This window comes from Okeania sp. SIO2C2, from assembly GCF_010692625.1.
In the GTDB taxonomy this organism is placed as follows: domain Bacteria; phylum Cyanobacteriota; class Cyanobacteriia; order Cyanobacteriales; family Microcoleaceae; genus Okeania; species Okeania hirsuta.
In genome coordinates this window covers 253,183-267,043 of record NZ_JAAHGM010000003.1, presented here as the reverse complement: position 1 = coordinate 267,043, position 13,861 = coordinate 253,183, and the positions used below count along the sequence as shown (strand labels likewise).

The 13,861-nt window shown below is 35.4% G+C and carries 13 protein-coding genes; 6 read left to right on the top strand and 7 right to left on the bottom strand.

The window, feature by feature from the left end; genetic code table 11:
* Positions 1 to 123 precede the first annotated feature (123 nt).
* Positions 124 to 459: a mechanosensitive ion channel family protein gene (locus F6K18_RS03320; protein ID WP_287518618.1), complete on the bottom strand. Its 336-nt coding sequence runs from the start codon at positions 457 to 459 to the stop codon at positions 124 to 126.
* Positions 460 to 938: 479 nt separating this feature from the next.
* Between F6K18_RS03320 and psb35 the strand changes: the two genes are divergently transcribed.
* The 3 genes from psb35 (at position 939) to F6K18_RS03305 (ending at position 2,150) form a co-directional block, all read left to right on the top strand.
* Complete coding sequence (gene psb35 / locus F6K18_RS03315; protein ID WP_287518616.1) at positions 939 to 1,130, top strand: photosystem II assembly protein Psb35; 192 nt, start codon at positions 939 to 941, stop codon at positions 1,128 to 1,130.
* 90 nt (positions 1,131 to 1,220) lie between these two features.
* Positions 1,221 to 1,565 carry a hypothetical protein gene (locus F6K18_RS03310; protein WP_287518614.1) on the top strand — a complete coding sequence of 115 codons (345 nt, stop codon included), beginning with the start codon at positions 1,221 to 1,223 and terminating at the stop codon, positions 1,563 to 1,565.
* A 393-nt stretch (positions 1,566 to 1,958) separates the two neighbouring features.
* Positions 1,959 to 2,150, top strand: coding sequence for a CsbD family protein (locus F6K18_RS03305; protein ID WP_287518612.1), 192 nt, complete (start codon positions 1,959 to 1,961; stop codon positions 2,148 to 2,150).
* A gap of 353 nt (positions 2,151 to 2,503) precedes the next feature.
* Here the strand turns inward: F6K18_RS03305 and F6K18_RS03300 are convergent, their stop codons facing one another.
* From F6K18_RS03300 to F6K18_RS03290, 3 genes are all read right to left on the bottom strand, one after another.
* A complete protein-coding gene (locus tag F6K18_RS03300) occupies positions 2,504 to 3,247 on the bottom strand; it encodes a response regulator transcription factor (RefSeq protein ID WP_287518610.1) in 744 nt (247 codons plus the stop codon).
* 92 nt (positions 3,248 to 3,339) lie between these two features.
* The gene (locus F6K18_RS03295) at positions 3,340 to 4,527 is read right to left on the bottom strand and encodes a DUF4336 domain-containing protein (RefSeq protein WP_287518608.1); all 1,188 of its coding nucleotides are present in this window, start codon (positions 4,525 to 4,527) and stop codon (positions 3,340 to 3,342) included.
* A 108-nt stretch (positions 4,528 to 4,635) separates the two neighbouring features.
* On the bottom strand, positions 4,636 to 7,017 hold the full coding sequence (locus F6K18_RS03290) for a CBS domain-containing protein (protein WP_287518606.1): 2,382 nt from the start codon (positions 7,015 to 7,017) through the stop codon (positions 4,636 to 4,638).
* Between the two features lie 826 nt (positions 7,018 to 7,843).
* Here F6K18_RS03290 and F6K18_RS03285 point away from each other — a divergent pair.
* Positions 7,844 to 8,032: a hypothetical protein gene (locus F6K18_RS03285; protein ID WP_124145392.1), complete on the top strand. Its 189-nt coding sequence runs from the start codon at positions 7,844 to 7,846 to the stop codon at positions 8,030 to 8,032.
* Between the two features lie 584 nt (positions 8,033 to 8,616).
* Complete coding sequence (locus tag F6K18_RS03280) at positions 8,617 to 9,660, top strand: nitrilase-related carbon-nitrogen hydrolase (protein ID WP_287518603.1); 1,044 nt, start codon at positions 8,617 to 8,619, stop codon at positions 9,658 to 9,660.
* An 877-nt stretch (positions 9,661 to 10,537) separates the two neighbouring features.
* Here the strand turns inward: F6K18_RS03280 and F6K18_RS03275 are convergent.
* The gene (locus F6K18_RS03275) at positions 10,538 to 10,918 is read right to left on the bottom strand and encodes a DUF2784 family protein (RefSeq protein ID WP_287518602.1); all 381 of its coding nucleotides are present in this window, start codon (positions 10,916 to 10,918) and stop codon (positions 10,538 to 10,540) included.
* A complete protein-coding gene (locus tag F6K18_RS03270) occupies positions 10,918 to 12,336 on the bottom strand; it encodes an aldehyde dehydrogenase family protein (protein WP_287518601.1) in 1,419 nt (472 codons plus the stop codon). Before F6K18_RS03270 ends, F6K18_RS03275 begins: the two co-directional genes overlap by 1 nt.
* Before the next feature lie 15 nt (positions 12,337 to 12,351).
* Here F6K18_RS03270 and F6K18_RS03265 point away from each other — a divergent pair, with 15 nt between their 5' ends.
* The gene (locus F6K18_RS03265) at positions 12,352 to 12,486 is read left to right on the top strand and encodes a hypothetical protein (protein WP_287518600.1); all 135 of its coding nucleotides are present in this window, start codon (positions 12,352 to 12,354) and stop codon (positions 12,484 to 12,486) included.
* Positions 12,487 to 12,626: 140 nt separating this feature from the next.
* Here F6K18_RS03265 and miaA read toward each other — a convergent pair whose 3' ends face one another.
* Entirely contained in the window at positions 12,627 to 13,568 is a 942-nt protein-coding gene (gene miaA, locus F6K18_RS03260) for a tRNA (adenosine(37)-N6)-dimethylallyltransferase MiaA (RefSeq protein WP_287518599.1), read from the bottom strand.
* Positions 13,569 to 13,861: the final 293 nt, after the last annotated feature.

The following is a 13,861-nucleotide window of genomic DNA, read 5'->3' as shown; positions in this document are numbered from 1 at the left end:
TTGTCTCTTTGATGACCATACCAGATTAATATTGGTGAGGATAGCGATCGCCGTACAATGAATTTATTCATATTTGATGGCGATCGCCTCCTCTCCCACAAAATTATAATCATCAACATTGCTTTACAAGGAAGCCTTCATGTTTTTCTCATTATCTGTAGGAAGATAATCATTATACTTATCCTGATTGTAGAAATAAACAGTCCGAATTGGATAAGGAATATTAATATCTACCCGATCAAAAACTTTCTTAATAGCAATAATTGCGTGAGTTTGAGTTCGGCGTACTTCTTTCTGTTCTGCCTTAGTCCAATACCGCACAATAAAGTCTATTGAACTATCATTATATTCTGGCAAATTGCTCTGAATATTTTCATCTCCCGATTCAATATCGTAGTTTCCATTCCATTCATACCAAGAACCATTTTCAGGAAAATGAGGAACTTGATACCCAGCCAAATAGTTATATGAAAGTTTAATAGGGGGCTTTATTTAATTTTAATAATTCAGGTAAAAAATATATTTATTATAGAATGTATCTTACTTCTGACACTGAAATAAGTCATCTATCTCAAGATATAGATCCTATACAGACCCAGCAAATCAAAAAAGTTGTTTTTATTGGATCTTAATTATTCATTCTATCCCAAATTAAAAAGAGCGTGAAAAAGAGACAGGAAATAGGGTAAACCAAGCCTATAAAAATCTACCCTAACTCTTGATTTTTCTGTCGTATTCAATTCTTATCTCTCCTATATGAGTTGTGAATTCTGGCAACTCAATCTTTATCGCAACTGTTATTAATTCTTTGTTTATCTCTCTAAAATTATCCAAGCTTTACTGCCAATTCAACCTTTTGATAGATGTGAATTTATATTTTTTTAATTTACTATGACTGTAGTAAGTTCAAATTTTGAATTAAGGAGCATTCTAATACTATGTATTTATTAGAAGTTGCTATAGAAGCTACTACAAAAGTACCTCATTTTCCTTTTGCTGCAACAGCAGTATTAGTAATAGGGTTCGTTGCTGCAGTAACAATGGGTTCTATTGCCTGGTACAACTCTAAGCGTCCCCCTGGTTGGGAAAACAAAGAACGTCCTGATGTTGTTCCTAAAGTTGATTCATAAAAAATAAAATACTGAATAATATCTGCTTTAGTCGAGCGACCGATAAAACATTTTTTTAAGTTCAATAGAAATTTATTTGGAGGTTAAGTAATGACAAATCAAACAAATATAAGTCCTAACTACGATGCTAATATCATTCCTACAGATGTAGCAGATAGGATGGAAAGAGAGGGAGAAAACTTTATGAACACTCCTGAAGCAGAAGCAGAAGAAAATAATACTACATCAGGTTGTACTGTTGATACAGAAGGTAGGTTAAATAATTTTGCAATTGAACCTGAAATGTATGTCAATGAACCAGGAGACTTAAGGCAGCAAGAAGAAGAACAAAGACTAGAACGTGTTAAAACTATGAAAGAAATAAATCAGACTAATGAAGATGGAAAGTTAACTATGTCTGAAGATAATCGTGGTAAAGGAACAGGTATAATTTAGTTATCAATTATAATTAGTTGAGCTGCGCATATCATCAAGTATTCATAAGTGACATAAAAATTACTGGCCTAGCTAATAATGCTAGGCTTTTTTGTTGATAGAGGCAAAATCAAAAATTATACCCATATTACTGAATTACCGAGCTTAATATGATTTGAGCTAAAATCATATCTATCAAATTGCATAATCATAAAATATATCAAGATATTCCTTTCGATAGAAGAAAGTTTAAAAAATTATTATTAGTATATAAATGTAGATAAAAAACTTTTGAGGTTAATACCTATGACTACTGAAACCGAAAATAGATTGAGTACAACTGTTAAAAATGCTGAAGATAAAACTCAAGAAATGATAGGTAAAGCTCAAGAAAAGATGGGATAAATTACTTCTATGACTACCGAAGAAAGAGTAAAAGCAACTGTTAAAAACATTGAAGGTAAAGCTCAAGAAATACTCGGAGAAATTACTGGTAATCCACAATATAAGGCTGAAGGACAAGTTAAACAAAATGAAGCTAGAGCAGAACACATTGTAGAAAATGCTAAAGAAGAAGCTAAGAAAAAAATTGACCAGACTGACTAAATTTTCTCAATAATTTTAGTATAATTAATGTTTGATAAAAATCCAAGGAAAATATATTGAATACTTTTCCTTGAATTAATAAACTATTTTTCAAGATAGGATAAGTCAAGAATTAGTTGGGGTTAATTTTTAATAGCAAAAGATTGAATAAAAAATATTTTCAGGACTTACAGAGAAACCGGATTATAACGCGAAACTTCATGGCTTAAACAACAATAATTAGGGCAATAAACCCGGTTTCTTGGTTGGTTTGCGTAAGTCCTGATTTTTATTCAAGCTATTCAACCACCCTGACATCTTTGACTAATGCAGATAGAAAGCATAACTATTAATGGGAAATTAATTGATCGAGCTTAACTAACTAAACCGGAACGCAAAGCACGGACTGCTGCTTGAGTACGGTCATTAGCACATAGCTTATTTAAAATACTACGGACATGGGTTTTGACAGTTCCGGTAGTTATATAAAGCTTCTCAGCAATTTGAGCATTGCTACATCCAGAAACTATTAGCTGTAATACTTCTAATTCTCGTTCTGTTAGAGGATCTATATGAATTATTCCATCTCCTCCCGGCGCACAGTCCATTTCATTTAGTTTTATTAGTGCTTGAGGAATTGGAGAATTATCATCGGAAGTTTCCTGAGCTTGCTTAATTACTACACTAGCGATCGCCGGGTCGATCCAATTATTACCTTCATTAGTAACCTCAATAGCCTGAAGTAAATTACTAAAACTGACATCCTTGAGAGCATATGAATCTGCACCAGCAGAAAAAGCAGCTATTACGGTGTCTTCACTGTCTTTTGTTGTTAAAACTAACACTTTTGTTTGTTTATATTCCCGATCGCCATTTAATTGTTTCTGATCGCCATCTATTTCTTTCAACTTCTGAGTTAGTTCAACTCCATCCATATCAGGTAGATTAAGAGCAACTATTGCTACATCTGGCTGAGTTGCCTGCACAACTTTTAAACCTTCTTGACCAGAAGCTGCATCTCCAACTACTTTGATACCTTCAGACATCTGCAACGCAGCTACCAACCCAGTACGACTTAAGTCATGCTTTTCAATCAAAACAACTCTGATTATGTTCATCGTAATTCCCTTTTGCTTAAGATAAACTTGTACGGTTGTTTATAAATCAGTTTTGATTTATTTTATATATAGGGAAAATAAGAAAATGCTCTTCAGCTTTGACGTAAAGCCCCTATTTTTTTAAGCTTATCATCTAATTGTCTCAAGAATTTTAAATCTGTCTCTGGTAAATATCCGCTACTATCCTTTTCTAAAAAACTAAACGCTTGCCTAAAATCATACTCATTTGCCTGAATAGGTGCATCAAAATGACAGGGAATAATCTGCCGAAAATTCCAACTTGCCACCTTCTCAACCCACTCCATCACCTGCTGTGGATCGCGATTTAAAATCAGAGTTTGCAATATAGGTGCTACTAACAACCGCCCATCCTGTCGTAATTGTGTAAAAGAACGTTGCCAGTCAGACTTCCACCGCCACGGTAGGAGACCAAAATATGCACGCTTCGAGCGATCGCTTGCTTTCCTAACATTCTTAAAAATTTCCCCAGTAGGAACTACATCTAAAGCATCCACCTGAAAATATAATCCAAACAAACATATTTTTTGCCACCCTACACGTCTATTTGTGGGAGTATCCTCTACCACATCAAACACGTCATCTTTGGCATGAAATAATAACGGATAGGGATCTAAATTCAAAATCTCCGGCGGTTCAGCAGGTACAGATAAAACAGTATCAACCGCCAGTAAAGTTTGGGATGGACTATGCCAGAATACTACTTCTGCAAAAGGTTTGAAACCAATATCAAGGGGTCCGAGAGTTGCGTAGTCAAATTCTGCTGCAAAAGGTGCATCTCCACTATTCACAGGGAGTAGGTAGGTACGGTTTCTTGGTAAACCCAACCAACTCAGGGGTAAATTTAGAGGAAAACTCCATTGGTTGGGCGTAACAAAAACTTCCGCCGTGGGAAATTTTCTCGCAAAGGGTCCCACATATACTTTATGTTCTAAGCCAGAAATAGTTGGTAAAATAATGTAGCGAACTTCTCCATATTTTTCTACCAATTCATTGACAAGGCGCACACATTCCCGGGTTGGTGCTATGGGAGCATAAACAAATAAACCGCCTCCGAGCATTCTTACCACTGTCATCCGAATTGGTACAGTAACATAGAAAATACCCTGAAGTTGGTCAAAAGTCCAGATTGTATCTTTGACAATCTCCTTTCGTAATGTTCGTCTTTGTCCATAAGGATATAAAGGTAAAATAGGCCATAGAGGCCATGACCAATCCTGAGAGTGAGAAATATTCTGTTGTCTTTGTTTCCCTGAATGCACTTTTAATGCAGTTATTTACTACAGTTATTACTTTATAGTATTAAGAAGAAATAAGGAAGTGGGCTAGCCAAAATTAAATTTCGGAAATGAGAATTTGATGCAATTTCTTTACGTTGGTAGTTCTACTGTAAAAGTTGTCCAACCATTACTGCTAGTGACAAGTATATTGCCATTTAGCTGCTCTACCAATTTTTTTACTAGAGCTAAACCTAAACCTGTCCCCCCTTGTTTCCAAGGATCGGCATTAGGCACTCGATAAAATTTATTAAATATTTTAGGTAACTCAGATTCGGGAATTTCTGATGGGTTACTAATCATAAATTTGATTGTAGAAGGTACTTCTTTAAGGTTTTTTTTGCTACTTTTTTTCTGGTTAGATTCAACGGAAAACTTAATTTCGCCACCATTCTGGGTATACTTACAAGCATTATTCAGGAGTTCTGCTAAAATTCTGCTTAAACTATGATTATTAGATATAATTTTAGGTAGTTTTTTAGAACATTTAACTTTTAGAGTTTGTTCCCGTTCTCTAACTCTAGATTTAAAAGGATCGATCATAGTGGGAAGCCAACTTGCTAAATCTATTGTATCTATAGGGATCAATTCAGTGCCACCTTCTAAGCGCTGTAAATCTAACAAATCGGTAATTAACTTAATTTCTCTTTTACACTCTGTATCTAAAATATTTAAATATTCTTTACCGCGTTCTGATACAGGAAAGACTTTCAACATATGAATAGCCATTTTCATGTTCGATAGAGGTGTTCTTAACTCATGAGAAACAGTGCTTAAAAAATCATCTTTGAGAATATTAAGTTGCTGTAGTTCTCGCACTTTTTGTTGCAATTCTGCTGTGCGGTCTTGAACTTGTTTTTCTAAATCTGTGTTCAGAGTTTGTACTTGTTGATAAAGTTGAGCTTGTTGAATACCGATCGCTAACTGAGTTGCTAGCTGCTTCAACAAATCAATTTCAGATTGTTGCCACTCTCGAATTCCCGAACCTTCCTGGGTACACATCAGTCCCCATAGTTGTCCATCTTGGGAAATTGGTACTATTAACCAAGCTTTTACCTGTTTTTCCTTCAACTCAGTAATTTTTTCTGTACTTGAATCTGTTTGAGTAATATCAGAAACTGCCTGAATAGTATTTTGATTCATGTTTAAATTTGACATTAAGCATTCAGATGAAATTGTTTCTCCCATCCAGGAGTTGCAGTTTTTTTCTACTGACTCAGCAACTATTTTAGCGACTTTTGCAGTTTCTACCTGAAATAACACTACTCGATCTGTTTTGAGGAATTGCTTAACTTCTGTCACTACAGCATTAATAATTTCATCTATATCTAGAGATTGATGAATCCGAAGAGCTATTTTTGCCAGGAGGTGATCGCGTTCTAACTGTGCTTGTATTTCCGCCGTTCGTGCCTGCACTTCTTTTTCTAATTGTGCATTTATAGTGCGTAATAGTTCAAATTTTTCTGCTTGCAGTTGATTAACATCTTTTCGTAATTTTCTGACTAACCCAAACATTACTGTCGGGTCTAATACTTGCAGTAAACTAGTCTGATTAACTGTTCCCAGAAACTCTCCTTGTTTACCACATACTATCAATATTTCTACCTGTTCATGCAACATTTTTTTATGAGCATCCCAGAGAGAATCTGTTTGTTTCAAACAATTTAATGGCGTTTTCATTACCTTTTTTACAGGTGTTGTTGCCAAACTCATATTTATATAATAGCCTTGTGCAATATCATCTGTAGTGATTATGCCAACAGGTTTGTCAATTTCAGTCCTTTGTGTTTGATTTTTTTTATTCTGTGTTACGATTACACTATTTACTTGTTGATCAGACATCAATTTACTAACCTCCAACAATGATGTCGTTTCTGGAGTTGTGACTGTAAAAGAATCATTTTTTACTTCATTTACCCTTCTTGAGCTGAGAATATTAGAAGGTTGCAGTACTTGACGAATTCTTTCTGGTGTCACAACGCCAACTATTTGACCCATACTATCTAGCACTGGTAGATGACTAATTTTATGTTGGCGAAACAGAAATAAAGCAGTAAATAAATCTTGATCGTCTGATTCTTTTAGAGTCACAAAATTAGATGACATGACTTCTTTTATCTTGACATTTTCTGATAAATTGCTTAGATTACCAACTTTACCAGTCGCAATTAGTTTAACAAGATCGCTGACAGTAAATATTCCTAATAGAAAAGAAGATTGTGCATTATATTTTTGATCTTCTTCAACATATTTTTGTTCTACAATTAAAACACTTGTAGCTTTTGCCTGTTTTGATAATGGTGATTCATGAATTTTTCCATTTGTCAGTGTATTGACAGGTATTTCACAACTTCTTTGTAACATACTCATTTGTTTTAGTACGTCTACCAGAGGAGTTTCGGGTGTTACAGTTAGTGGATAACGGTCTATTGCTTTTTGTAGAGGTGATGAATAGATACAAGATTGAGCAACCATAATCATATCTCCTTTATAAATAAATGCAAAATATTATTTAAGATTTTTCAGGCAAATCTAGAGTTTTTTATATTTAATAAGTAATTCTATTAGAACCGTAATTATTGCCTAAAAATTACAGTATAAATTTTAGCATCAAATCAAGTTTGGATCAATATTTGAAAGTCCTAAAATTAGGTTTAGTTTGAGTTGAGTAAACTCGATCTACTTTGAAAAAAATCAGAATGTTGTGAAACTGATTACTGTTAACAATAGTGGTGATTAATGTATGAAACTAAGTAAGGAAGCGATCGCGAGCACTACTGATATTAAGTTCGATTGGATACTTACTTGCATTTTATAGAAAGAGACCCAAGGAGGTTATATAATAGAGTTGTCGCTAAATAGATAGAAAAAATCTCCAAAACCTAGACAGGGTAATTATTTTGACTCTTTTGATCTATAAATAACTACAAGCTTTACATAGGGGGGTTTCTACAATTTTTTAGTTTATAAAGCGACAAGTCTAATATATTTACATAAATAATAGAGTTGTCGCTAAATAAAGGGAAAAAATCACTCTAACCTAGACAGAGCAATAATTCCCAGCATTTTTGCCATCCAATAGCTACAATCATTACATAACAAGGTTTTTGGGGAATTTTTAAGTTATAAAGCGACAAGTCTAATATAATGCTCTACTTTTTGAAGTACGGACTTCTCAAGATTTTTGCTGACTACCATGGCCTTCACTTTTGATATTTAAGAAATAAATGAGAATATAATCTGCCATTTTTAGAGTTTTTGTTTCAAAATATTAAGTAAAGATGAGTTGAGAGTATTACCTATGTTTCCATTCTTTGCTAAACCCTGCTGTGGCTGGGACTTTTTTCAACCAGAGTCTCGTAAAGTCCATCAGGAAAATAAACTGAAATTTCTCAAGTGGATGCGAGATGATCTAGAAACTAGATTAGCTGGACTTAATGCGGCCATTCAAACTATTGAACGCCAGATTAATCAAGACCAACCTTCTTAATGTTATAGAGTTTATCATCCACCGAGAAAGCCTTGGAGTGCATTACTCCTAACACTTTAACTACAGTTATTTTTTCTGGGGCGCATAATATTACGCCCCTTACTTTGAGAATATTGGAATTACCCAAGTAATATAATTTCTCATTGATGAAAGCTACAGAACTAATCTTTTAGCCCTTGACAATAAATTTAAAGGTGTTGGTGAATCAAACTATGAATTAAGATATTTGGACTAACTGTAATCAACATAAGAATTATGAATACCCCTTTCATTACTTGCTCCCGAACAACCCGTAAACGAAATAATCTGTAGGGACTTTGTATTCAAAGTCCCTACCTATTTCCTATTCCCTAAGCACGAAAATCATAGCTAAATTTACCAACGCCAATTTAAATTGTCAGGCAACATTGGTATCATATAAATGATTTCTTCTTCTTTGTTACTGTTTTATCTTTTAATATCTACAGCTTTCCTCCAAGTCTAATCACAACCCCATTCTCAGTCACTCATTGACTACTGAATACTTCTTCAAAATTTCCCAGAGATTTTCTACACACCCATGCCGAGGATGACTATAGCAAAATATGATAGAAGCTATCCATCAAGTTACCCCTTTCCAGGCTTTGGCCCTTCAAGTCCAGGCTAAAGCAGTAAATCAGGCCAACGATCGGGAATCTGCGCGATCGCTGATTCAAGAAACCATCAATCACCTAGCCAAACAAATAGCTGCTAGTAAAGCTTTTATTGGCCTAAACTGTAAATTAGTTTTACTGCCAGAATATTTTCTCACAGGTTTTCCGATGGCCGAGTCTTTGACAAGTTGGGCAAATAAAGCGTGTTTAGAAATGACTGACCCCATCTACGATCGCCTAGGAGAGATTGCTCAAAAAAATGATATTTTTCTAGGGGGCAATGCTTATGAAGTTGACCCCAACTTTCCCAAATTATATTTTCAAAGCTGCTTTCTCATTGACCCCAGTGGCAATATCGTATTGCGCTATCGCCGTCTTAACTCCATGTTTGCTCCTACTCCCCATGATGTATGGGATAAATATCTCGACTGTTATGGTTTAGAGGGAGTATTTCCCATTGCCAAAACAGCGATCGGTAATTTTGCTGCCGTTGCCTCCGATGAAATTTTATTTCCAGAAGTGACCCGATGTTTGGCAATGCGTGGGGCAGAAATTTTACTGCATCCTACTTCAGAAGTTTATGGGCAAGCGCGATCGCCAAAAGAAGCAGCGAAAGTTTCTCGTGCTGTGGAAAATATGATGTATGTGATATCTGCTAATACTGCAGGTATTGCCAATACTCCCATTCCTGAAGCTTCCGTTGATGGGGGTTCTAAAATTATCGACTATCGAGGTTTAATATTAGCGGAAACGGGTGCAGGGGAAAGCATGGCCGCCTATGGTGAAATTGATATTATGGGTCTCCGCAACTATCGCTGTCAAGTAGGAATGAAAAATTTATTAGCAAGGCAACGGTGGGATATTTATGCAGAAAGTTATCGTCAGTTTTATGCTTATCCTGCTAATACTATGGATGGTGGAGTAGTTGAGCGAAAACATTTTATTGAAACTCAACGTGCAACTATTGAAAAGTTGAGAAAAGAAGGTATTATATGAGGTAATATCATGTCCAGTAGCATCGGTATTGTAAGTGTGAAGGTAAGAAAGAAGGAAGAAGGAAGAGGGAAGAAGGCTTAAAAGCTTGAAAAAACGTAAATTTCCTGTAGATATTCACCCTTGATTTTACACAAACGCGCCCCAGCGGACATGATATAAGAAGGAAGAAGGAAGAAGAGAAAATATGGAACCTCACCTTATGATTGAAGCTAGAGGATGGTTTTTTTTAACTACCACTTATCACCTTCTTCCCATGATATTATCGCCGAAAAAATAATAATATCATGTTCGGATAATTAGCGTTCAAAAAACGGTAGTTCTACTCACGTAATGGTAGATGGGGATGAACAGTGCCGCTTCATGGGAGCAAGATGCTCCCACTGCTTTTGTCTTTGACCAAAATAATTATAGCAATGTGCGCTGGCATATTTACAAATTACAGGAGGTGTCCAATAGCTAAAAATCTTATATGATCAGCAATTTATTCCTCCAGATGAGCTGTTGCCTATTGCCTGTTGCCTGCGCACAGCGCTATACAATAGACAATCATTACAATTAACCACCAGCAAATTTCCTCACTCCCTACTCCCTACTCCCTTATTTATAAATTTTCAAGCAGACATGATATAGCGTTTCTCAAATTATTGAGATACAGTTGTTTTTCTTCTTTTCTTCTCTTGGTGCGCTACCAGATGCGTCTGTCGCACCCCGCGGGGTCTCACCGCTATCCCCTGTTTCCCGAATTACTACTCTGTAGAGACGTTGCATGCAACGTCCCTAGCTACTCCCTACTCCCTAAAACAAACGAATTTTGTACCTCACCAATATGGGAATTGCTATATCAGTATCACCTAAAACCTAAAACTTATCACCTTCTTCAATAGCCATAATAATACAGATAAAATTTATAACCTGCAATACTCCAACAGGAAAAAATTGTGCAATAAATCAAATATTTTAAAAAATTATCTGCTGGTACAAAACCACATAAATTTAAAAACAAAGATTTGACAAATTGACCCTGTTGTTCTGACTTTTGTTTGTTAGTTTCACCTAATAGATAATTTTCCAGATTTGTCAATATACAAGTTCCTTGATTTAGTTGCCATTGAATCACCATTACTGGTATCCAAACTAAATAAATCAATAACAATTTATTAGGTAATAGCCATCCAGTCAAGGTGAAAATCAAGACATAAGTATGTAATATTTTGAGCAAAAAAACAATTAATTTTTTATCCAGAGATAATTCATTCATCAACTTTTAAACCACCAAGGGTTAATTACAGAATTTACTTTACTTAAAATCGCTTTTTTCCGCATAAATCTTTTCATACCATCAACTCCCATTCGAGAAGCACCTAAACCGGAAAACTTAAAAGAATTTTTTTCTCCTTCATTGATAAATGCTGTTAAACCCGCATCATTAATACTAATACCTCCAGCATTTATCTGACTAGCAACTGCTAAAGCTTCATCTTCAGAACCAGCAAAAACAGCAGCACTTAATCCATAAATTGTATCATTTGCTAATTTTACCGCCTCTTCAACAGTAGTAAAAGACATCACAGGTATTATTGGTCCAAAAGTTTCCTCAGTCATTATTTTCATACTATGATTTACATGATTTAAAACTGTGGGTAAACACCAGAAACTACCATCTAAATTTTCGACATTCCCTCCACAATGAATAACCGCACCTTTAGCCACAGCATCTTGTAAATGTTCTCTAATAATCTCAGCTTGTTTTGTGGAAATAATTGGTCCGATTTCTCCAGATTCAACATTGGGATAAGCTAATTTCAGACCTTTAGCTTTTTCGGTAAGTTTAGTAATAAATTCTATCAAAATTGATTCGGCCGCATAAATACGTTCAATTGATAAACATGACTGCCCCGCATTAACAACTGAAGCCCATAAAAGTGCCGATGTTGCTAACTCTAAATCTGCTGAAGCTAACACTATTGCCGGGTCTTTACCTCCCAATTCTAAACAAGCTGGAATAAATCTTTTTGCTGCTGCTTCGGCAACTTTTTTACCTGTGGCAACACTACCAGTAAAACAAATAAAATCTACATATTCTATTAAAGCTGCGCCAGTTTCTCCAGCTCCTTCAATATAAGTAAAAACATCACACAACAAGGGAATCTTAGCAATAGTGTCTAACAGAGGTTGGATAAATCTTGGAGTAATTTCACTTGGTTTAATTGCCACAGCACAACCAGCAATTAAAGCTGGAATTGCATCGATTAAAGAAAGTAATAAAGGAAAATTCCAGGGACTAATAATACCAACTAACTGATAAGGTGAAAATTGATTTTGTAGTTGAATAAATTGAATTGTTGTAGTTTTGGTTGACTCAGTTGATAAGAGTTGCGGTGCTAACTTACACCATCTATCTATACTATTAGTCACAGAGTCAATTTCTAGTCTTGATTCTATTAGTCTACCTGTATCATTTACTAATGCCTGTATTAGTTTTTCCCGATGAGAAAATATAGTTTCTTTCCATTGTTGTATTGCCTGAATACGTTGTTCTATTCCACACTTTTCCCACTCAATTTGAGCAGATCGTAAATTAAGACATTTAGTAGCAATTTGTTCTACAGTTGGTTGGGTAATGAAATAATCATTTATACCAGTGCGCGGGTTACGAATTTTAATTTGATTGACCATATTAAATCAGGGGGTTTGGGACATTTTAGTTGGGGATTATATCAAATTTGGTTGAATACTTATTATATAGTTGGGGGAGTAGGGGAGATTGACGGCAGATTTAAGGTAAATGAGGTACAAATTATGAATGGTAAAGTGTCGGATATATAAAAGGTGCATATTCCGCACCCTAAATCGTCAATTTAATCGACAAGGAACAGCAGAATCTCTGATATAGAATTCGGTTATACAGTATATGTTTATAATTCTATAACTACTTCAATATTCAATCTCCCCTACTCCTCCACCCCCTAGTCCCTACATGATATAAACTCCTCCACTCGCTCCCAAACTTTATCTAATAAACCTGGTGCTGCTGCATCAAACCATTCAATTTCTGGGTATGCTCGAAACCAAGTTCGTTGTCGCTTGGCAAACTGACGAGTATGTAAAACTGTTGCATCTATCGCTTCAGTTAAACTAATATCTCCTGCCAAATATTGTTTCATTTCTGCATAACCTAATGTATCTAACAATAACAACTCCGCACCATATTTTTCACACAAAAATTTGACTTCCTCCGCTAACCCAACTTCCACCATTTTATTTGTCCGATGACGAATACGACTTTCCAAAACTTCCACATCACAATCTAACCCTATTTGCAAAATTGGATAATTTGGTGGGTTTTCTCCCTGCTGTTGAGAAATGGGTTTCCCACTCACATAAAAAACTTCCAATGCTCGCAATGTTCGTACTGCATCATTAGGATGGATTTTATCAGCAGCAATCCCATCAACTTGTTGTAACATCTCGTAACATTGCTTTTGGCCTAAATCTGCTAATTGCGATCGCAATTTTTCATTAGGCCCAACTCTAGGAATCTTTAAACCCTTAACTATTGCCTTAATATATAGACCCGTACCCCCCACTAATAAACTCGGAGATGCCAAATCAGTTTTACTAATTAAATCTTGTGCCTGTTCCTGATATTCTGCTAGAGTCAAAATCTCCGTGGGTTCACAAATATCTACTAAGTAATGAGGTACTAATTCCCGTTCTGTTGTAGTTGGTTTTGCCGTTCCAATGTTAAAATATTTATACACTTGACGAGAATCTGCGCTGATAATCGCCGCTCCTAATCTCTGGCCTAAACCCAAAGCTAATCCAGATTTACCCGTAGCAGTAGGCCCACAAATAGTAATTAACATTATCTTCAGATAAATAACATTTCCATTGATAGAAAGTTTCATGGCACTTCACTACTTCTTCCTCATCTTTCCCATTATTTAAGTATTCAACCAAGCATAATATATAGCAGTCAAAGCAAAGGTTAGGACAGATCAAAAGCTTAAAACTCAGACAACGTAATACTTTTCCTTCTTCCTTCTTCCTTCTTCCTTCTTCCTTCTTTCTTCTGCTATAACTTCTGACTCCTGATTATTGACTTTTGACTTATATGCTGGGTATATCCCCTAAATAAATTTCTATTCAAAATAGCCTAGAGTCGCTTTTAAGGCTTTTATGTTATAATTTAGTAGAACTT